The 18,798-nt window shown below is 71.6% G+C and carries 21 protein-coding genes; 15 read left to right on the top strand and 6 right to left on the bottom strand.

All coding sequences use genetic code 11. The annotated features are described in order from the left end of the window. Positions 1-57 precede the first annotated feature (57 nt). The 11 genes from sufD (at position 58) to F3L20_RS34080 (ending at position 7,439) form a co-directional block, all read left to right on the top strand. Positions 58-1,242 carry a Fe-S cluster assembly protein SufD gene (gene sufD / locus F3L20_RS23150; RefSeq protein WP_150155993.1) on the top strand — a complete coding sequence of 395 codons (1,185 nt, stop codon included), beginning with the start codon at positions 58-60 and terminating at the stop codon, positions 1,240-1,242. Then, complete coding sequence (locus tag F3L20_RS23145) at positions 1,239-1,556, top strand: non-heme iron oxygenase ferredoxin subunit (RefSeq protein WP_024887259.1); 318 nt, start codon at positions 1,239-1,241, stop codon at positions 1,554-1,556. The genes sufD and F3L20_RS23145 overlap by 4 nt, the downstream gene beginning before the upstream one ends. A 7-nt stretch (positions 1,557-1,563) precedes the next feature. Beyond that, positions 1,564-2,349 carry a Fe-S cluster assembly ATPase SufC gene (sufC, locus tag F3L20_RS23140; RefSeq protein ID WP_150155992.1) on the top strand — a complete coding sequence of 262 codons (786 nt, stop codon included), beginning with the start codon at positions 1,564-1,566 and terminating at the stop codon, positions 2,347-2,349. Beyond that, positions 2,346-3,602: a cysteine desulfurase gene (locus F3L20_RS23135; RefSeq protein WP_145825150.1), complete on the top strand. Its 1,257-nt coding sequence runs from the start codon at positions 2,346-2,348 to the stop codon at positions 3,600-3,602. Before sufC ends, F3L20_RS23135 begins: the two co-directional genes overlap by 4 nt. An 11-nt stretch (positions 3,603-3,613) precedes the next feature. Beyond that, positions 3,614-4,078, top strand: coding sequence for a Fe-S cluster assembly sulfur transfer protein SufU (sufU, locus tag F3L20_RS23130; protein ID WP_093546387.1), 465 nt, complete (start codon positions 3,614-3,616; stop codon positions 4,076-4,078). Next, complete coding sequence (locus F3L20_RS23125; RefSeq protein ID WP_004989638.1) at positions 4,075-4,407, top strand: metal-sulfur cluster assembly factor; 333 nt, start codon at positions 4,075-4,077, stop codon at positions 4,405-4,407. The genes sufU and F3L20_RS23125 overlap by 4 nt, the downstream gene beginning before the upstream one ends. Before the next feature lie 108 nt (positions 4,408-4,515). Further along, complete coding sequence (locus tag F3L20_RS23120; RefSeq protein WP_150155991.1) at positions 4,516-4,836, top strand: DMT family transporter; 321 nt, start codon at positions 4,516-4,518, stop codon at positions 4,834-4,836. Next, positions 4,836-5,378 (top strand): TetR/AcrR family transcriptional regulator, encoded by a 543-nt coding sequence (locus tag F3L20_RS23115; protein ID WP_150155990.1) that lies wholly within the window; start codon positions 4,836-4,838, stop codon positions 5,376-5,378. Before F3L20_RS23120 ends, F3L20_RS23115 begins: the two co-directional genes overlap by 1 nt. A gap of 239 nt (positions 5,379-5,617) precedes the next feature. Continuing rightward, positions 5,618-6,607, top strand: coding sequence for a 2,3,4,5-tetrahydropyridine-2,6-dicarboxylate N-succinyltransferase (gene dapD, locus F3L20_RS23110; RefSeq protein WP_150155989.1), 990 nt, complete (start codon positions 5,618-5,620; stop codon positions 6,605-6,607). Between the two features lie 133 nt (positions 6,608-6,740). After that, positions 6,741-7,109 carry a hypothetical protein gene (locus tag F3L20_RS23105; protein ID WP_150155988.1) on the top strand — a complete coding sequence of 123 codons (369 nt, stop codon included), beginning with the start codon at positions 6,741-6,743 and terminating at the stop codon, positions 7,107-7,109. Between the two features lie 180 nt (positions 7,110-7,289). Next, positions 7,290-7,439, top strand: a complete 150-nt coding sequence (locus F3L20_RS34080) for a hypothetical protein (RefSeq protein WP_167534423.1) — start codon at positions 7,290-7,292, stop codon at positions 7,437-7,439. Positions 7,440-7,516: 77 nt separating this feature from the next. Here F3L20_RS34080 and dapA read toward each other — a convergent pair whose 3' ends face one another. Continuing rightward, positions 7,517-8,398 (bottom strand): 4-hydroxy-tetrahydrodipicolinate synthase, encoded by an 882-nt coding sequence (gene dapA, locus F3L20_RS23100; RefSeq protein WP_150155987.1) that lies wholly within the window; start codon positions 8,396-8,398, stop codon positions 7,517-7,519. A 130-nt stretch (positions 8,399-8,528) separates the two neighbouring features. Here dapA and F3L20_RS23095 point away from each other — a divergent pair, with 130 nt between their 5' ends. Both F3L20_RS23095 and F3L20_RS23090 read left to right on the top strand, forming a co-directional pair. Next, positions 8,529-8,945 (top strand): phage holin family protein, encoded by a 417-nt coding sequence (locus F3L20_RS23095; RefSeq protein WP_150155986.1) that lies wholly within the window; start codon positions 8,529-8,531, stop codon positions 8,943-8,945. 41 nt (positions 8,946-8,986) lie between these two features. Beyond that, the gene (locus F3L20_RS23090) at positions 8,987-9,301 is read left to right on the top strand and encodes a DUF3618 domain-containing protein (protein ID WP_150155985.1); all 315 of its coding nucleotides are present in this window, start codon (positions 8,987-8,989) and stop codon (positions 9,299-9,301) included. A gap of 120 nt (positions 9,302-9,421) precedes the next feature. Here F3L20_RS23090 and F3L20_RS23085 read toward each other — a convergent pair whose 3' ends face one another. Further along, complete coding sequence (locus F3L20_RS23085; RefSeq protein ID WP_150155984.1) at positions 9,422-11,251, bottom strand: endonuclease/exonuclease/phosphatase family protein; 1,830 nt, start codon at positions 11,249-11,251, stop codon at positions 9,422-9,424. A gap of 204 nt (positions 11,252-11,455) precedes the next feature. Here F3L20_RS23085 and F3L20_RS23080 point away from each other — a divergent pair, with 204 nt between their 5' ends. Together F3L20_RS23080 and F3L20_RS23075 are read left to right on the top strand one after the other, a co-directional pair. After that, complete coding sequence (locus F3L20_RS23080) at positions 11,456-12,892, top strand: hypothetical protein (RefSeq protein ID WP_150155983.1); 1,437 nt, start codon at positions 11,456-11,458, stop codon at positions 12,890-12,892. A gap of 813 nt (positions 12,893-13,705) precedes the next feature. Further along, positions 13,706-15,292, top strand: coding sequence for a TROVE domain-containing protein (locus tag F3L20_RS23075; protein WP_150155982.1), 1,587 nt, complete (start codon positions 13,706-13,708; stop codon positions 15,290-15,292). A 59-nt stretch (positions 15,293-15,351) separates the two neighbouring features. Here F3L20_RS23075 and F3L20_RS23070 read toward each other — a convergent pair whose 3' ends face one another. The 4 genes from F3L20_RS23070 to F3L20_RS23055 all read right to left on the bottom strand — a co-directional run bounded on the left by F3L20_RS23070 (position 15,352) and on the right by F3L20_RS23055 (position 18,784). Then, positions 15,352-16,560, bottom strand: a complete 1,209-nt coding sequence (locus F3L20_RS23070) for a TerD family protein (protein ID WP_150157473.1) — start codon at positions 16,558-16,560, stop codon at positions 15,352-15,354. Positions 16,561-16,646: 86 nt separating this feature from the next. Beyond that, positions 16,647-16,871 (bottom strand): hypothetical protein, encoded by a 225-nt coding sequence (locus tag F3L20_RS23065; protein WP_150155981.1) that lies wholly within the window; start codon positions 16,869-16,871, stop codon positions 16,647-16,649. Between the two features lie 75 nt (positions 16,872-16,946). Then, positions 16,947-17,936, bottom strand: coding sequence for a zinc-dependent alcohol dehydrogenase family protein (locus tag F3L20_RS23060; protein WP_145825139.1), 990 nt, complete (start codon positions 17,934-17,936; stop codon positions 16,947-16,949). Then, positions 17,933-18,784, bottom strand: coding sequence for a carbohydrate ABC transporter permease (locus F3L20_RS23055; protein ID WP_024887240.1), 852 nt, complete (start codon positions 18,782-18,784; stop codon positions 17,933-17,935). The genes F3L20_RS23060 and F3L20_RS23055 overlap by 4 nt, the downstream gene beginning before the upstream one ends. Positions 18,785-18,798 lie beyond the last annotated feature (14 nt).

The following is an 18,798-nucleotide window of genomic DNA, read 5'->3' as shown; positions in this document are numbered from 1 at the left end:
GCCGCCCCGCCGTTCCGTCAAGCCCCTTACGTAAGGAAAGCGAGCACTACGACAGCCATGGCTGAGGCTCAGAACATCCCGGTCGGATCGACGACCGCCGGTTCGATCGCGGTCGCCGCCGAGTCGACCGTCGCCACGCGCATGAGCGCGCCCCCGTCCTTCGACGTGGCGGACTTCCCCGTCCCCCACGGCCGTGAGGAGGAGTGGCGGTTCACCCCGCTGGAGCGGCTGCGCGGCCTGCACGACGGCACCGCCACCGCCACCGACGAGGGCGTCAAGATCGCCGTCGAGGCGCCCGAGGGCGTCACCGTCGAGACCGTCGGCCGCGACGACGCCCGGCTCGGCCGCACCGGCGCCCCGGCGGACCGCGTCGCCGCCCAGGCGTACTCGGCCTTCACCCGGGCCTCGGTCGTGACCGTGCCCAAGGAGACCGTCCTCACGGAGCCGATCCGCATCGCGGTGCACGGCGACGGCGGCACCGCCTACGGCCACCAGGTGATCGAGCTCGGCGCCTTCGCCGAGGCCCTCGTGGTCATCGACCACACCGGTGACGCGGTGCTCGCCGCCAACGTCGAGTACGTCCTCGGGGACGGCGCCAAGCTGACCGTGGTCTCGGTCCAGGACTGGGACGACAAGGCCGTGCACGTCGCCCAGCACAACGCGCTCGTCGGACGCGACGCCTCCTTCAAGTCGGTCGTCGTCACCTTCGGCGGCGACGTCGTCCGCCTCCACCCGCGCGTCATCTACGCGGGCCCCGGCGGCGAGGCCGAGCTGTTCGGCCTGTACTTCACCGACGCCGGCCAGCACCAGGAGCACCGCCTCCTGGTCGACCACAACGTCCCGCACTGCAAGTCCAACGTCGTCTACAAGGGCGCGCTGCAGGGCGAGGAGGCGCACGCCGTGTGGATCGGCGACGTGCTCATCGAGGCCAAGGCCGAGGGCACCGACACCTACGAGATGAACCGGAACCTTGTCCTCACCGACGGCGCGCGGGTCGACTCCGTGCCTAACCTGGAGATCGAGACCGGCGAGATCGTCGGCGCCGGCCACGCCTCCGCGACCGGCCGCTTCGACGACGAGCAGCTCTTCTACCTGATGGCCCGCGGCATCCCCGAGAAGGACGCCCGCCGCCTGGTGGTCCGGGGCTTCTTCGCCGAGCTCGTCCAGCAGATCGGCGTCCCCGACATCGAGGAGCGCCTGATCGCCAAGATCGAGGAGGAGCTGGAGGCCGCGGTCGCATGACCTTCGTACGCGTCTGTGGACTGGGCGAGCTGGAGGAGGACACCCCGAAGCGGGTGGAACTCGACGGCACGCCGGTCTCCGTCGTGCGCACCGAGGGCGAGGTGTTCGCGATCAACGACATCTGCTCGCACGCGAACGTGTCCCTCTCGGAAGGCGAAGTCGACGACTGCCACATCGAGTGCTGGCTGCACGGCTCGCGCTTCGACCTCCGTTCCGGAAAGCCCGACGCCCTCCCGGCGACGCGCCCCGTCCCCGTTTACCCCGTCAAGATCGAAGGGGACGACGTGCTCGTCTCCCTCACCCAGGAGTCCTGAGGCACCCATGGCAACGCTTGAAATCCGAGACCTGCACGTCACCGTCGAGGCCGACAACGCCACGAAGGAGATCCTCAAGGGCGTCGACCTGACCGTGAAGCAGGGCGAGACGCACGCCATCATGGGCCCCAACGGCTCGGGCAAGTCGACCCTCGCCTACTCCCTCGCGGGTCACCCCAAGTACACGATCACCGGCGGCACCGTCACCCTCGACGGCGAGGACGTCCTGGAGATGTCCGTCGACGAGCGCGCCCGCGCCGGCCTGTTCCTCGCCATGCAGTACCCGGTCGAGGTTCCCGGCGTCTCCGTCTCCAACTTCCTGCGCACCTCCGCCACCGCCATCCGCGGCGAGGCCCCGAAGCTGCGCACCTGGGTGAAGGAGGTCCGGGAGGCCATGGAGCGCCTCAACATGGACCCCGCCTTCGCCGAGCGCAACGTCAACGAGGGCTTCTCCGGCGGTGAGAAGAAGCGCCACGAGATCCTTCAGCTGGAGCTGCTCAAGCCGAAGGTCGCGATCCTTGACGAGACCGACTCCGGTCTGGACGTCGACGCCCTGCGCGTCGTCTCCGAGGGCGTCAACCGGGTCCGCGAGTCCGGTCAGGTCGGCACCCTGCTGATCACGCACTACACGCGCATCCTGCGCTACATCAAGCCCGACCACGTCCACGTCTTCGCGGCCGGACGGATCGCCGAGTCCGGCGGCCCCGAGCTCGCCGACAAGCTGGAGGCCGAGGGCTACGAGGCATATGCGAAGCACGACGGAGTCGACACGAAGGGTGGCGCATCCGAGTGACACAGCTGCCGGGCCTCCTCGACACCGAGGCGATCCGCAAGGACTTCCCCATCCTGGACCGGCAGGTCCACGACGGGCGCAAGCTCGTGTACCTGGACAACGCGGCGACCAGCCAGAAGCCGCGGCAGGTGCTGGACGCCCTCGGCGAGTACTACGAGCGCTACAACGCCAACGTCCACCGCGGTGTGCATGTGCTCGCCGAGGAGGCCACGGCGCTGTACGAGGGTGCGCGCGACAAGGTCGCGGAGTTCGTCAACGCGCCCTCGCGCGACGAGGTGATCTTCACCAAGAACGCCTCCGAGTCGCTCAACCTCGTGGCCAACATGCTCGGCTGGGCCGACGAGCCCTACCGGGTGGACCACGAGACCGAGATCGTCATCACGGAGATGGAGCACCACTCCAACATCGTGCCGTGGCAGCTGCTCGCGCAGCGCACGGGCGCGAAGCTGAAGTGGTTCGGCCTTACCGACGACGGCCGGCTCGACCTGTCGAACATCGACGAGATCATCACCGAGAAGACGAAGATCGTCTCCTTCGTGCTGGTGTCCAACATCCTCGGCACGGTCAACCCGGTCGAGGCGATAGTGCGCCGTGCCCAGGAGGTCGGCGCGCTCGTGTGCATCGACGCCTCCCAGGCCGCCCCGCACATGCCGCTGGACGTGCAGGCCCTCCAGGCCGACTTCGTGGCCTTCACCGGCCACAAGATGTGCGGCCCGACCGGCATCGGCGTCCTGTGGGGCCGCCAGGAGCTGCTGGAGGACCTGCCTCCGTTCCTCGGCGGCGGCGAGATGATCGAGACCGTGTCGATGAGTTCGTCGACGTACGCCCCGGCCCCGCACAAGTTCGAGGCGGGTACCCCGCCGATCGCCCAGGCGGTCGGTCTCGGCGCGGCGATCGACTACCTGTCGGCCATCGGCATGGACAAGATCCTCGCGCACGAGCACGCCATCACCGAGTACGCCGTCAAGCGGCTGCTCGAGGTGCCGGACCTGCGCATCATCGGCCCCTCCACGGCCGAGGACCGCGGCGCGGCGATCTCGTTCACCCTCGGGGACATCCACCCGCACGACGTGGGCCAGGTCCTCGACGAGCAGGGCATCGCGGTCCGGGTCGGCCACCACTGCGCCCGTCCCGTCTGCCTGCGGTACGGAATTCCCGCGACCACGCGAGCGTCGTTCTATCTGTACTCCACGCCGGCGGACATCGACGCACTGGTCGACGGTCTGGAGCACGTACGGAACTTCTTCGGATGAGGGGCTGAGGCGTGAAGCTGGACTCCATGTACCAGGACGTCATCCTGGACCATTACAAGAACCCGCACGGGCGGGGTCTCCGGGACGGCGACGCCGAGGTGCACCACGTCAACCCGACGTGCGGCGACGAGATCACCCTGCGCGTGAAGTACGACGGCACGACCATCAGCGACGTCAGCTACGAGGGGCAGGGCTGTTCCATCAGCCAGGCGTCCGCGTCCGTGCTGAACGACCTGCTGGTCGGCAAGGACCTCGCCGAGGCGCAGAAGATCCAGGGGACTTTCCTGGAGCTGATGCAGTCCAAGGGGAAGATCGAGCCCGACGACGCGATGGAGGAGGTGCTGGAGGACGCGGTCGCGTTCGCCGGCGTCTCCAAGTACCCCGCGCGGGTCAAGTGCGCCCTCCTCAGCTGGATGGCGTGGAAGGACGCGACGGCCCAGGCGCTGGGCGCCGACGCCGAAAGGACTACGGCATGAGCGAGACCGTGGAGATGAAGCCGGCCTCGGAGGAGGAGCTCCGCGAGGCCCTGATGGACGTCGTCGACCCCGAGCTGGGCATCGACGTCGTCAACCTGGGCCTGATCTACGGCATCCACGTGGACGACTCCAACGTGGCGACCGTCGACATGACCCTGACGTCGGCGGCGTGCCCGCTGACCGACGTCATCGAGGACCAGGCCAAGTCCGCCACGGACGGCCTGGTCAGCGAGCTGCGTATCAACTGGGTCTGGATGCCGCCGTGGGGCCCGGACAAGATCACGGACGACGGCCGTGAGCAGCTGCGGGCGCTGGGCTTCAACGTCTGAGCCTGCTTCCGCCCGCCGCACGGACTGACGGCGACGCCTCCTTCGGGGGGCGTCGCCTTTTTGTGTTCGCATGTCCGGAGTACGACGTCGTTGTGTACGCTCGTACACATGGGTTACCTGCTGCTCGCCGGGGCCATCGCCGCCGAGGTGTGCGCCACCACCGCCATGAAGTACAGCGACGGCTTCAGCAGGCTCTGGCCCTCCCTGCTGACCGTGCTCGGCTACGTCGTCTCCTTCGCCCTCCTCGCGCAGACCCTGCGCACGGTGGCCGTCGGCACCGCCTACGCCATCTGGGCGGGCGTGGGCACCGCCGCGATCGCCACGATCGGGATGGTCTTCCTGGGCGAGGGGATGACCGTCGCCAAGGCCGCCGGGATCGCGCTGATCATCATCGGGGTCGTGGTGCTGAACCTGGGCGGTGCGCACTGATGGCCCGGCGGCACGACCCCGAACGGCGGCAGCGGATCATCGACGCGGCGATCCGGGTGGTGGGCCGCAGCGGCATCGCGGGACTCACCCACCGCACCGTCGCGCGGGAGGCCGACGTGCCGCTCGGCTCCACCACGTACCACTTCCATACCCTCGACGAGCTGATGGTCGCCGCCCTGCGCCAGGCCAACGAGGGCTTCGCCAAGGTGATCGCCTCACGGGGCGGCCTGGAGGACCCGCGCACCGACCTGGCGGACGAGCTGGCGGGGCTGATGGGGGAGTGGCTGGGCGGCGAGCGGACGGGCGTGGAGCTGGAGTACGAGCTGTACCTGGCAGCGCTGCGGCGCCCGGCCCTGCGTCCGGTCGCCGCCGAGTGGTGCGAGGACGTCGCCGCACTGCTGTCCCGCCGCACGGACCCGGTCACGGCGCGGGCCCTGGTCGCGCTGATGGACGGCATCTGCCTCCAGGTCCTGCTGACCGGCACGCCCTACGACGAGGCGTACGCCCGCGAGGTGCTGGGGCGGCTGCTGCCGCCGAGCTGAACGCGGTCCCGGGACCGCCTGCGGCTCGGGACAGGGCGTGACCCCGCGGGGTGCCGGCGCGGCCGCTGACGCGGCGTGGGCAGCGGTCCTGTGACCGGCTCGCCCTGGGACGAGGCGTGCGCCCGCGGGGTCCTGCCCCGGGCTGCCGCGGTGGGGCCGCACGCGGTCCCGGGACCGGCACCTGAGATGCCGGAGGCACCGGTTCGCGTCCGTGGCCACCGGCCGGTTAGGTTGCCCTCATGACCGACACGACTGCTCAGAGCACCACCGGCGCAGTGGCCGCCGGCCTCGCCACCGTCGCCGCCGACGGCACCGTCCTCGACACCTGGTTCCCCGCCCCCGAGCTCGCCGCCGAGCCGGGCCCGTCCGGCACCGAGCGCCTCTCCGCCGAGCAGGCCGCGGAACTGCTGGGCGGCGGCGCCACCGCCGCGGTCGGCCCGGACCGGCGCCGCGGTGTCGAGGTCGTCGCGGTCCGCACGGTCATCTCCTCGCTGGACGCCAAGCCGATCGACGCACACGACGTCTACCTGCGCCTGCATCTGCTCTCCCACCGCCTGGTGCAGCCGCACGGCCAGAACCTGGACGGCATCTTCGCCCACCTCGCCAACGTCGCCTGGACCTCCCTCGGTCCGGTCGCCGTGGACGAGCTGGAGAAGGTGCGGCTCAACGCCCGCGCGGAGGGCCTGCACCTCCAGGTGACCTCCGTCGACAAGTTCCCGCGTATGACGGACTACGTGGCCCCCAAGGGCGTGCGCATCGCCGACGCCGACCGTGTCCGCCTCGGCGCGCACCTCGCCGAGGGCACCACCGTGATGCACGAGGGCTTCGTCAACTTCAACGCCGGCACGCTCGGCACGTCGATGGTCGAGGGCCGCATCTCCGCCGGTGTCGTCATCGGTGACGGCTCGGACATCGGCGGCGGCGCGTCCACCATGGGCACCCTGTCCGGCGGCGGCAACGTCCGCATCTCCGTCGGCAAGCGGTGCCTGATCGGCGCCGAGGCGGGCGTGGGTATCGCCCTCGGCGACGAGTGCGTGGTCGAGGCCGGCCTCTACGTCACCGCCGGCACCCGGGTCACCCTGCCCGACGGCCAGGTCGTCAAGGCCCGCGAGCTGTCCGGCGCGTCCAACATCCTCTTCCGCCGCAACTCGGTCACCGGCACGGTGGAGGCCCGCCCGAACAACGCGGTGTGGGGCGGCCTGAACGAGGTTCTGCACAGCCACAACTGAGCCGGTCCCAGCGACCGGGCGCCCTCCCACGGCCCGAGGACGGCCTGGGGAGGACATGGACGAAGCCCACGGCTCTGACCCGTTCGGCCGCCGTGGGCTTCTGTCGGCCTTGTGCGGCGGAGGGAGCCAGCGGGTGTGGGACGGGGCGTTCTACCGTGTGCGGCGGGACGGTTATGAGATCTGCTTCGTGCCGGACGCCGGCGTACCCCTCGACGAGATCGACGACGTCGACATGTGGGTCCTCTTCGACAGCGGGGAACGCTGGTCGGGGACGATCTGCACCTTGGACGTCGTCCGCCGCGACATGGACCGCTGCCGGGAGACCGGTGAGTGCCTGGGCGGCAGGTACTTCTACGTCTGGGACGGGCTGATCGTCCGTGACCGAGGCATCCCCGCCATGGTCGACGCCGTGGACGACCTCGTCCGCACCGGTGACTACACGTGCGTCTTCCGTGACGTCGGACCGGAGGATGCACAGGACTCCGGTGTCCCGGAGATCTAGGGCGCGGTGTAAGTGGAGATCGCCCTGGCGTTGGCCGCCGGGGTCGGTTGTGATGATCACATCCTGGTTCCCGTACGGGTTACTCCCCGTGACCTCGGAGTCGTTTTGGCCGATGAACGGGTGGACAGAGTGTCCGATCAGACGCGTGGCGGCTGACGTGCGGGGCGAACGGGACGGGTCATGACCGACAAGTGGGTCCGGGGCGTACTGCGGTGCGCGGTCGGAGTGATGGGGGTGGCCGCGGTGCTGATGCTGTGCGGGGCGCTGGCGGGCGCCGCGCACGGGATCGGCAACCCCGCCGCACCGCCGCAGGGAGACGGCCGGGTCTAGGGTCCTTCGTTCGGATCAGGCCGGAACAGGGAGCGGCGCCAGGGTCCGCGAGCCCGGCATGATCCGGACGAGAGACCCTAGGGGGCCGTCGCGCGGGCGTACGTCTCGACGAGGGCGGAGGTCGTCGGAAGGTCGGCCGGGAGCAGAGGGGGCCGGACCGGGCCTGCGGGAAGGTCCAGCGTCGGGAGCAGGGCCTTCGCCGTCACCGTGCCGGGGAGGCCGCTCGCCGTCATCGCCTCGATGAGCGGGGTCAGCCGGTGCTGGAGGCGGGTGGCCCCCGCCGTGTCGCCCTGGTCGAAGGCGTCCAGGACCGAGCGGACCGCGGCCGGGGCCACATTGGCCACCGTACTCACGCAGCCGGCGCCGCCCACCGCGTACAGCGCCAGGTTGTGTTCGTCGCAGCCCGCGTAGTACGCGAGGCCGGTGCGGGAGATCACCTTCTGCGCCGCCAGGAAGTCGTTGCCGCAGTCCTTCACCGCCACGACGCGCGGATGCCCCGCCAAGTGCAACAGGGTCTCCGGCTCGATGCGCACACCGGTGCGTGCCGGGATGTCGTACAGGACCACGGGGAGGCCCGACGCGTCCGCGACCGCGCGGACGTGCGCCTCGATCGCGTCCTGCGGGGGCCTGCTGTAGTACGGGGCCGTCAGGAGCAGGGCGTCGGCGCCCGCCCGCTCCGCCTCGCGGGCGAGCGTGAGGGTGTGGGCGGTGTCGGGCGTGCCGACACCGGCGATCAGCGTGGCGCGCCCGCCGACGGCCTCCCGTACGGCCGCGATCAGGGACCGCTTCTCGGCGTCCGTCGTGGTGGGGGACTCGCCCGTGGTGCCGGACAGCACCAGGCCGTCGCAGCCCTGCGTGACCAGGTGGTCGGCTAGGCGCCGGGCACCGTCCAGGTCGAGCGCGCCGGCGGGGGTGAAGGGGGTGATCATCGCGCACAGGGTGCGGCCGAGAGGGCTCATGCCCGTAGTGTCGGCCGTCTGACGATGAAGGTCCACTTACAGGTCTTGACGGGTACGGTTAAGCATTGCTTGAGGGATAGCCGGATGCGGGCGGGGGTACTCGGGTGGCCCCACCGAGAGGAGGCGCACCGTGGCCGGAACCATCCAACAACGGCCCGTCCGTGACGAGCACAGCGTCGGCGAGCTCGTCGGACAGGCCACCGAACAGATCTCGCGACTCGCACGGCAGGAAGTGGCGCTCGCCAAGGAGGAACTGGCGGAGAAGGGGCGCCGGGCCGGCGTCGGCGGCGGGATGCTGGGAGCGGCGGGGGCGTTCGGTTACGCGGGACTCCTCGCGCTGGCCGCCACGGGGATCGCCGCGCTGGACCTGGTGCTGCCGCTCTGGGCGGCTGCGCTGATCATCACCGGGGTGCTGTTCGCGATCGCCGGCGTGCTGGCGCTGACCGGGCGCGGACAACTGCGCCGGGCCACGCCTCCCAAGCCGGAGCGGACGCTGGGCAGCGTGAAGGCCGACGTCGAGGAGATCAAGGGAAGGGCGCACCGATGACGCACGACGTGAGGGGCACGACGTCCGCGTCGGGAGCCCACATGGACGCCGCGAGCGAGGCGGCGGCGCACGGGGCCAAGGGCCCGGACGAGCTGCGCCGCGAGATCGAGCGGACCCGGCACGAACTCGGCGACACCGTCGAGGAGCTGGCCGGGAAGATGGACGTCAAGGCACGGGCGCGGGCACGCGCCGACGAGCTGCGGGACCGGGCCGGCGCGATGACCGTGCAGATGCGCAGCAGCGCCGCCCACGCGGGTGAGGTCGGCAAGCAGCACCGCACGCAGCTGATGGCCGCCGCGGGCGCGCTGGTGATGCTCGCGGTGGGTGCGGTGATGGTGCAGCGCCGACACCACTGACCGGTCCGTCCGGGTGCGAGTGACGGCGGGGGCACGGAAGCGGTGAACCGCCGCTCCGTGCCCCCGCCGTCCGCTGTCACGACGCCAAGCACTCCAGCCGTGGTACCGAGCGCCCCCGCGTCACGGCTTGAAGCGCAGGACCTGCGGGTCGTGGTCGCTGATCTGGTCGTGGAACTCCGCGTTGATGTGCACGCTGTCGTAGTCGAAGGAGCACGTGCGGCGGATGGACGGGCTGATCAGGATCTGGTCGAGCGCCTGGCTGTTGCCCTGGTACACGTAGGAGTAACGCTCCGACGCGGGCAGCGACTTGATCGCGGACCAGAGCGTGCCGCCGCCCTCCATGAGCGCGGTGGTGCGGGAGAACTCGAAGTCGTTGATGTCGCCGAGCGCCACGACCGCCGCGTTCTTCTGGACCTTGAGGATCTTCGCCGCGAAGTCGTGGACCTCCTGCGCCTGCAGGTGGCGCTGCGTCTCCGAACCGCGCACCGGCGGCTGGTACTGCGAGGTCAGACCCTGGTCGCCGCCCTTGGACGAGAAGTGGTTGGCGATGACGACGACCGTACGGCCGCGGAAGACGAACTCGCCGGCCAGCGGCTTGCGGCTGTCCTCGAAGGCCGCGGAGTCCGGGGCGACGCGGCCGGGGGAGAGGGTCAGGGCGGCCTTGCCGCGGACCTTGACGACGTCGGTCGGCGTGGTGGCGTCGCCGCCGGGCCGGTCGGTGAAGGAGACCCGGGCCGGGTTGAACAGGAACGCCTGACGGATGTTGCCGCCCGGTTCGCCGCCGTCCTCCTTGTCGGCCGGGTCGACGGCGCGCCAGTCGTACCGCGGGCCGCCGGCCGCCTCGACGGCGTCGATCAGCTTCTCCAGCGTCTCGTCGGCGGCGACCGTGCCGTCGTCCTTGGCGCCGTTGTTGTCCTGGATCTCCTCCAGCGACACGATGTCGGGCGAGGAGAGGTGGTGCACGATCGCGTCGGCGTGCGCGGCGAAGGTGTCGTCGGACGGGTCGAGGTTCTCGACGTTGTAGGTGGCTATCGCCAGTTCGGAGCGGTGCTGCCTGCGGGTCGTCTCGCGCTCGGTGCCACCGGACTCCAGGGCGCCGAGCTCGCTCGCCACCAGGGTGTAGCCGCCGTACTGGTTGTAGTCCAGGGGGCCGGTGGTCGCGCCGGCGAGGACGTCGCCGACGTTCGCGTCGGGGAAGGCGGACGCGCTGCCCAGGGACTGGATCTGCAGCCGGCCGGTGTTCTGGGCGTCGTACGAGCCGTAGACCGTGCCCCCGCGCCGGTTGCGGTTCTCCTGGGGCTTCACCGTGACCCACAGCTCGGTGTACGGGTCGGTGGCGCCCACCACCCGGGCGTCGGCCACCCGGACGTTCATGCCCTCCAGGGTCTCGTACAGGTCGAGGGCGTAGGCGGACGGGCGCAGGCGCAGCGCGTTGACCGAGCCGCCGGCCGCCGGGTCACCCTTCGGCGCGTACGCGGCCGGGACCGAGCGCGCGTCGAGGGTCGCCGGGGCCGGGACCGGGTTGCCCCGGGAGACGACCGTGACGGTGGGCTTGGTGATCTCGGTCACCGACTGGTTCCCGGACGACGCGCCGCCGGGGACGAACTCCGTGACCGTGCCGGAGACGGAGACCTCGTCGCCCACCGCGACGCCCTGCGGCGTGGAACTGGTGAAGACGAACACGCCCTCACTGGTGGCCGGGTCGGCGTCCGGGGCGGCGTCCTGCATCCAGAAGCCGCGGGACGAACCGTAGGTACGGACGCCGGTGACGATTCCGGTCACGTCCGTGACCTGCTTGCCGGCGTACGGCGACACGCGGGTGTCGCCCTGGATGTCGTGGATGCGCACGGACTCGGCGTGCGCGGGCGTCGTGAGGACGACGGTGGACGCCGCGGAACACACGGCGGCGACGGTGAGCGCGGCGAGACGCGCGGTCGGCTTGCTCGGCAACGGGATTCCCTCCGGGGACCGGAACGAGGGTGGGCGGGTGCGGGACACACCCTGTCTACGCGCGTCAATGTCCAGCCTGGCCAAGCCACTTGTCAAGGTTTCGGCCATGTACGGTCACCGACGCGGAGAGGAAGTGGGCGGCATAGGTGGAAATCCGTCTAGGCTGAGCGGCTGAGTCGTAAGAGGCACGAGGAGAACCATCCGATGTCAGACAGCTCCACCCTGCCCCCGGCGCGGCTGCGCCCCGAAGCGGAGCTGGCGCGCGACGCCCTGTCCACCCCTGTGCTGTCCCGGGCCGCGAAGCTCGCCCGCTGGGCCGGCCCCGGGACCCGGGTGGACGCCGGCGGCGGACTGGTGGAGGAGCAACTCCCCGACGCCGCCGGGGAACTGGGGCTGACCGGGGAGGACGCCGCGGCCGAGGCCAGTGAGGCCTGGCGGGTCGCCGTCGACACCGGGCTCGTCGAGGTGGTCGACGAGGAGGAGGGCACCGTCCGCACCGGCCCGGAACTGGCGCTGCTCACCGAGGGGTCCCCGCAGGACGTGCTGGGCGTGTGGCTCGGCGCGCTGGAGACCGTGCTGGGCGACGCGAGCGTGCCGGACCTCGGCGGGCTGGTCGACGCCATCGCCGGGGGCGAGGGGTCGGGCGAGCTGGACCTCGACGCGCTGGACTGGAACCCGGAGGCGGAGGCGGAGTTCCTCGACGGGGTGCTCGGCAACCTGTACCTGCTGACCGTCGGCGAGGACAAGGCCGGCGACGCGCCGGTGCCGCTGCCCGCGCTGGCCGCCTCCGTCATCGTGCCCGACGACATGCCGGAGCCCACCAACGACGTCCTGGAGCAGGTGTCCGACGCGATGATGCGGCTGGACGACCAGTTCCGGATGCTGGAGCCCATCGGGCTCGTGGAGTACCAGCCCGTCGACGAGGACCTGATGGCCGACGCCGACGAGGAGCCCGCCGCCCCGGTGGACGACACGGACGTCGCCCGCTACGGCCTGGTGCGGCTGACCCCGCTCGGCCTGTACGGGCTGCGCGCCCGGCTGCTGGAGGCGGGCTTCGAGGCGCCCGCCGTCGGCGACCTCACCGACAAGGGCGCCGACGCGCTGCTCGACGGCACGGCCGGGTTCCCGCCGGTCGCCGCCCACGCCGAGACCGAGCGCTGGCTGGAGCGGCGCCGGCCGTTGGAGGCCGCACGGGAGCTGCTGGCCGCGGCGCGCGGCGCGGACGAGGGCGCGCCCCTGCGCCGGCTGCGCTGCCAGCAGGCGCTGTCGCTGGTGGGCGCCGCGGCCGAGCCCGCGCTGCGGGAGGTGCTGGACGACGCCGAACTGGGCGGTCTGGCGCGGGTGTGGCTCGCCGAGCACGGGGCCGGGGACGTGCCGCCGCCGTCCGAGGCGATGATCTTCTGGCTGACCATCGACACGGTGGCCGCGCAGCTCGCCGCCGAGGGCAACTCGGAGGAACTGCGGTCCCTGGTGGAGGGGCTGGCCCGGCAGCACAGCGGCTTCTTCGACACGGCCTGGCGGGTGGAGCATCCCGCCACGGCGGACGTCCTGGAGGCGATGGGGCGCCTGCACTCCGACAAAAAGATCGCGAAGGAAGCGCGGAAGGCCGCGTTCAAGGCGCGGTCGCAGCAGGGGGGTTAGCCCGCGGGCGGGCGCCGCGCGAGCGGCGATCCGCCCGCGCGAGCGGCCGACGGAAGCGGCCGGTCCCGTGACCGCCTCCGTCCGGCCGGTGTTCCGAAGCGGGCGGGACCGGGACGAGCGCCGGTCCCGCCCGTCCGCCCGCGGCGCATTCGGCACCGGCGCCGAGGAGGAGCCGGAACGGAGCGCATTCACCGGCGCCGGGATGGAGCAGGAACGGAGCGCAGTCACCGGCGGGACCTTCTCACCCGACGGCCCGAGCCGTACGCCGGAAACAAGGAAGCGGACATCCGGCCCGTCGCCGCCGGTCCGTGGAGCGGCGAAAAGACCGGTGAATAATTCGCTCGCCCCGCCGACGGCCGTCCTCCTACAGTGATGCACGTCCAGGTGCGAAGGCAGGACCTACTTCCACTGATAATGGGGCGGTCGCGGGTTCGAGTCCCGTCACCGGCACCACGCGCCGGTGTAGCTCAGGGGTCAGAGCACCTTCGTCGGTTCCGCCGGCCTCGATCTCTGGACACCACAACTTCATGCACCTCCCGGTGCGCGGGCCGCGGCTACTTCTTCTCGTAAAAGAATCCCATGCCGCCGCCGACTTGATCTCGGGAGGCGCAGCATTTGGTGGGTGCCCGGTGCGCAGGCAGCGGATACTTCGGGATCAGGTTCACTGCGGGTTCGAATCCCGTCATCGGCTTCGGGCCGGTGTGGCGGAAATGGAAGACGCGCCTGAACTGTTCCGCGGCCGACTCGTTTCTCGGGCACCCTCCTTTGTCGCGCCTCCCTTTCGGATACGACAGGAATGCGGGGGAATTCACCATGGCGCGATTCAACACGCGGGCCGCGGGGCCGCAGCCGACGTCGCGGGTGACGTCCACCGGCCGTGTGCTGCGTACGTACCAGGGCGGCCGTGGACGCGAGCGCGACGCACGCTCGGAACTCTTCCTGCTCGCGGTGTCCAACTTCGTGACGCAGCAGACCTTCTACGAGAGCGGCGACGCCCGCGACGACCGGTTCGCGAAGCTCGTGCGTGAACTCGCCGTGAGCGACCCGGACTGGACGGCCGGACTGCTCGGCTGGCTGCGCGGCGAGGGCAACCTGCGCACCGCCTCGCTCGTCGGCGCGGCCGAGTACGTCAAGGCCCGGCTGGACGCCGGCGCGACCGGTGGTCCGTCGAACCGGCGGGTCGTGGACTCCGTGCTGCGCCGTCCCGACGAGCCCGGTGAACTGCTCGCCTACTGGACGGCCCGCCACGGCCGGAACATCCCGAAGCCGGTCAAGCGCGGTGTCGCCGACGCCGTGCGCCGGCTCTACGGGGGCAAGGCCCTGCTGAAGTACGACACCGCGTCCAAGGGCTACCGCTTCGGCGACATCCTGAACCTGGTGCACGCCGCCCCGGACCCGGACAAGCCGTGGCAGGGCGAGCTGTTCCGGTACGCCCTCGACCGCCGGCACCACCCGGACACCGCGGAGCCGCCCGCCTCGAACCGCGTCCTCACCGCCCACCGCGAGCTGATGGCGCTGCCCGTCGAGGACCGGCGCGCGGTCGTCACGGCACCCGGTGGTGCCGAGCGGCTCGCCGCCGCGGGCCTCACCTGGGAGGCGCTGGCGGGCTGGCTGCAGGGGTCGATGGACAAGGCGGCCTGGGAGGCCGTCATCCCCTCCATGGGCCCGATGGCACTGGTGCGCAACCTGCGGAACTTCGACGAGGCCGGCGTCTGCGACGAGGTCGCCGCGCGGGTCGCCGCGCGCATCGCCGACCCCGCCGAGGTCGCACGGTCGCGGCAGTTCCCCTTCCGGTACCTCGCCGCGTACCGGCACGCGCCGTCACTGCGGTGGTCGTACGCGCTGGAGCGGGCGCTCGGCCACTCGCTGGCCAACGTGCCCGCGCTGCCCGGCCGGACGCTGGTCCTCGTGGACCGCTCGGGCTCGATGTTCTACGCGCGGATGTCGGACCGCTCCGAGCTCACCCGCGCGGACGCGGCGGCCGTCTTCGGCACGGCGGTCGCGCTGCGGGCCGCGAAGGCCGACCTCGTCGAGTTCGGCTCGACGAGCGCGCCGGTGCGGTTCCGCCGGGGCGAGTCGGTGCTGAGGATCCTCGACCGGTTCGGGAACCTCGGCGGCACCGACACGACCGAGGCGGTGCGCCGGCACTACCAGGGGCACGACCGGGTGCTGATCGTCACCGACGAGCAGTACGCCCCCAGCCGGCACGGCGATCCCACCGAGCAGGTCCCGGCCGAGGTCCCGGTCTACACCTGGAACCTCGCCGGTCACCGCGCGGGCCACGGCCCGTCGGGCACGGCGGGCCGGCACACCTTCGGCGGGCTGTCCGACGCGGCCTTCCGGACGGTGCCGCTGCTGGAGGCCGGGCGCAGCGCCGACTGGCCGTGGGCCGCCGCCTGAGACGAGCGCCGGGTCCCCCCGAGGGGGAACCCGGCGCTCCCCGTGCCTGCCGCGCGTGACTACAGCGCCTGGGCGGACGGCTTGACCATGCCGCGGACGGTGCGGGACTTCACGAAGTCGCCCATCGCGGTCATCTCCCACTCGCCGGAGAACTGCCGGATCAGCTTCGCCATCATCACGCCGGTCTGCGGCTCGGCGCTGGTGAGGTCGAAACGGACCAGCTCCTCGCCGGTAGTGGCGTCGATCAGGCGGCAGTACGCCTTGGCGACCTCGGTGAACTTCTGGCCGGAGAAGGAGTTGACCGTGAAGACCAGCCCCGAGACCTCCATGGGCAGGCGGCCGAGGTCGACGGTGATCACCTCGTCGTCCCCGCCGCCCTCGCCGGTGAGGTTGTCGCCGGAGTGCTGGATCGCGCCGCCCAGGATCTGGAGCTTGCCGAAGTAGCAGCTGTCGATGTGGTTGCGCTGCGGGCCGTAGGCGATGACCGACGCGTCCAGGTCGATGTCCTTGCCGCGGTAGGCGGGCTCCCAGCCCAGGCCCATCTGCACCCGGGACAGCAGCGGACGGCCGCCCTTCATCAGGGAGACGGTCTGGTTCTTCTGGAGACTGACGCGGCCCTTGTCGAGGTTGATCTTCCCGCTGCCGGGCACCGGGGCGGGCGGGGCCGGGGGCGTGGCGGGGGCGGGCGGGGCCTGCGGGGCGGCCGTCGGGGCGCGGGCGGGCGGCAGGGGCGACCGGCGCGGCGGCGGGGTCACCGGCTGGGCCGGGGCGGCCGGCTCCTCGACCGAGACGCCGAAGTCGGTGGCGATGCCGGCCAGGCCGTTGGCGTAACCCTGGCCGACGGCGCGCACCTTCCAGGCGCCGTTGCGCAGGTAGATCTCCACGATCACCAGGGCCGTCTCGCCGCCGAGCTGCGGGGGGGTGAACGTCGCCAGCACGGCACCGCCGTCGGCGTCGCGGACGGTCGCGGTGGGCTCGATGCCCTGGAAGGTCTGGCCCGCCGCGTCGGGGCTCGCGGTCACGACGATCTTCTCGATGCCGGTGGGCACGGCTGTGGTGTCGACCGTGATGGCGTCGGGGGCCGAACCGCCGCCGGAGCGGTAGGTCACGCCCGGGCCCGAGGGCTGGTTGTAGAAGATGAAGTCGTCGTCGGAGCGCACCTTGCCGTCGGCGGTGAGCAGCAGGCCCGATACGTCGAGCCGCACGGGCGCGGCGACGTCCACCGTCACGCGGGCGGTGGGGAGGGGGATGTTCGAGCCGGGGGTCATAGCTGTCATGCCGGGTGAACGAGCGAGGGCGTTTTACCGTTCCCTTACCTGTGCTCCGTTCGGCGCAGCCGCCGGTTCCGGCCTGCTCAGCCCCGGTTGCGGGGGTGGTTACGGGCGATGCGTTCGTTGCCGCGCTTGTAGTTGCCGGTCCAGCGGGCCATGACGAGCTGCGGGTCGGCGGCGCCCGTGACCTCGCCGAGGAAACGGGCGGCCCGGTCGCCCTGCAGGGTGGTGGCGTGGCGGCCGTGGTGGGTGATGTGGACGGTGGTGCCGGCCTGGGACTCGTACGCGAAACCGCTGGGTCTGCCCATGCCGGGGATCGTACGGGCGAGGGGGCGGGCACGCCCACGGGTTTTCACCGCGCGCCCGCCCCCCGGGACCGCTCCCTACGGCACCACCACGATCTTCCGGCCCACGCCCGCCGCGAACTGCTCCAGCGCCTGCGGGTACTGGTCCAGCGGCAGCCGGTCGCTGATGAAGACGTCCGGGTCCAGGACGCCGTTGGCGAACAGCTCCGCCGCGCGCTCGTAGCTGTGCAGGACGGCCATCGAGCCGGTGATGGTGATCTCCTGGTTGTAGATCCGGTACGGGTCGATCTCCACCCGGGTCGCGTAGTCGGCGACGCCGAACTGGAGGAACGTGCCCGCCTTGGCGACCCGCCCGAGCCCGTCCTGGATCGCCGCCGCGTTGCCGGTCGCGTCGATCACCAGGTCCCAGCCCTGCGGGCGGTCCAGCTCGTCCGGGGTGGCCGCCGACGCGGAGACGCCGAGCTTGCGGGCGGTCTCCAGACGCGCCGGGTTCAGGTCCACCATGTCGACGCTCGCCGCGCCGGTCCGCTTGGCCAGCTCCAGCATCATCAGGCCCATGGTCCCGGAGCCGTAGATCAGCACGTGCGCGCCGAGCCTCGACCGGAGCACGTCGTAGCCGCGCACCGCGCAGGACAGCGGCTCGACGAGGGCCGCGTCCTGGGTGCGGACGTGCTCGGGGAGCTTCACGCAGTTCGCCACCGGTGCCACCGCGTACTGCGCGGCCCCGCCCGCCGTGGTGACGCCGATCGCCGCCCAGCGCTCGCACAGGTTGTTGTGTCCGGTACGGCAGTAGCGGCACTCGTAGCAGTACAGGGACGGGTCGACGGCGACCCGGTCGCCGAGCGCCACCTCCGTGACCTGGGAGCCGACGCCGACCACCTCGCCGGCGAACTCGTGGCCCGGCACGATCGGCAGCTTGGGCGCGAACTCGCCCTGGAGGATGTGCAGGTCGGTGCCGCACAGCCCGCACGCGGCGACCTCGACGACGACGTCCCTCGGGCCCGGCGTCGGGTCCGGGACCTCGGTGACGACGGCCCTGCCCACGGACTCGATGACGGCGGCCTTCATTTCACGGCTCCCAACGACAGGCCCTGGACGAGTTTGTCCTGGGCGGCGAACCCCGCGGCGAGCACCGGCAGGGAGATGACGAGCGACGCGGCGCACACCTTGGCCAGGAACAGGCCCTGGCTGGTGATGAAGCCGGTCAGGAAGACGGGGGCGGTCTCGGCGACCACGCCCGTCAGGACCCGGGCGAACAGCAGCTCGTTCCAGCTGAAGATGAAGCAGATCAGTGCCGTCGCCGCGATCCCCGGCAGGGCGATCGGGGCGACCACCCGGGCCAGCACCGTCGGCAGCCGGGCGCCGTCGATCTGCGCGGCCTCGATGATCGCGACCGGGACCTCGGCGAGGAAGGACTGCATCATCCACACCGCGATCGGCAGGTTCATCGAGGTGTAGAGGATGACCAGCAGCCAGATGTTGTCGAGCATCCCGGTGTTCTTGGCGAACAGGTAGATCGGCAGCAGGCCGGCCACCACGGGCAGCATCTTGGTGGAGAGGAAGAAGAACAGGACGTCCGTCCACTTCTTCACCGGGCGGATGGACAGGGCGTAGGCCGCGGGCAGCGCCAGCAGCAGCACCAGGAGCGTCGAGACGACGGACGCCACCGTGGAGTTGATCAGGGCGGGCCAGGGGCTGGCGCCGCCGCCCGCGCCGAAGAACTCGCGGTAGCCGTCCAGGGTGAGGGCGGCGCCCCAGGCGGGCGGGTTGGCGGCCGCGTCCGTCTCGGAGTGGAAGGACGTCAGCACCATCCAGGCGATGGGCAGGAAGAACACGATGCCGGCCAGCCAGGCGACCAGGCCGAGACCCGCTCCGCCGCGGAACCGGCCGCGGGTGCGTACGGCGATGCTGCTCATGCGCGGGACACCTC

Origin of the sequence: Streptomyces tendae (assembly GCF_008632955.1) — a bacterium.
Classification (GTDB): Bacteria; Actinomycetota; Actinomycetes; order Streptomycetales; family Streptomycetaceae; genus Streptomyces.
Note: the sequence above shows the minus strand (reverse complement) of the source record. Positions and strands in the feature narration are given on the sequence as shown.

Coding starts and splice junctions, on each gene's coding strand:
- sufD (WP_150155993.1), top strand. CDS start 58: ATGGCTGAGGCTCAGAACATCCCGGTCGGATCGACGACCGCCGGTTCG.
- F3L20_RS23145 (WP_024887259.1), top strand. CDS start 1,239: ATGACCTTCGTACGCGTCTGTGGACTGGGCGAGCTGGAGGAGGACACC.
- sufC (WP_150155992.1), top strand. CDS start 1,564: ATGGCAACGCTTGAAATCCGAGACCTGCACGTCACCGTCGAGGCCGAC.
- F3L20_RS23125 (WP_004989638.1), top strand. CDS start 4,075: ATGAGCGAGACCGTGGAGATGAAGCCGGCCTCGGAGGAGGAGCTCCGC.
- F3L20_RS23120 (WP_150155991.1), top strand. CDS start 4,516: ATGGGTTACCTGCTGCTCGCCGGGGCCATCGCCGCCGAGGTGTGCGCC.
- F3L20_RS23115 (WP_150155990.1), top strand. CDS start 4,836: ATGGCCCGGCGGCACGACCCCGAACGGCGGCAGCGGATCATCGACGCG.
- dapD (WP_150155989.1), top strand. CDS start 5,618: ATGACCGACACGACTGCTCAGAGCACCACCGGCGCAGTGGCCGCCGGC.
- F3L20_RS34080 (WP_167534423.1), top strand. CDS start 7,290: ATGACCGACAAGTGGGTCCGGGGCGTACTGCGGTGCGCGGTCGGAGTG.
- dapA (WP_150155987.1), bottom strand. CDS start 8,398: ATGAGCCCTCTCGGCCGCACCCTGTGCGCGATGATCACCCCCTTCACC.
- F3L20_RS23090 (WP_150155985.1), top strand. CDS start 8,987: ATGGACGCCGCGAGCGAGGCGGCGGCGCACGGGGCCAAGGGCCCGGAC.
- F3L20_RS23080 (WP_150155983.1), top strand. CDS start 11,456: ATGTCAGACAGCTCCACCCTGCCCCCGGCGCGGCTGCGCCCCGAAGCG.
- F3L20_RS23075 (WP_150155982.1), top strand. CDS start 13,706: ATGGCGCGATTCAACACGCGGGCCGCGGGGCCGCAGCCGACGTCGCGG.
- F3L20_RS23070 (WP_150157473.1), bottom strand. CDS start 16,560: ATGACCCCCGGCTCGAACATCCCCCTCCCCACCGCCCGCGTGACGGTG.
- F3L20_RS23065 (WP_150155981.1), bottom strand. CDS start 16,871: ATGGGCAGACCCAGCGGTTTCGCGTACGAGTCCCAGGCCGGCACCACC.
- F3L20_RS23060 (WP_145825139.1), bottom strand. CDS start 17,936: ATGAAGGCCGCCGTCATCGAGTCCGTGGGCAGGGCCGTCGTCACCGAG.
- F3L20_RS23055 (WP_024887240.1), bottom strand. CDS start 18,784: ATGAGCAGCATCGCCGTACGCACCCGCGGCCGGTTCCGCGGCGGAGCG.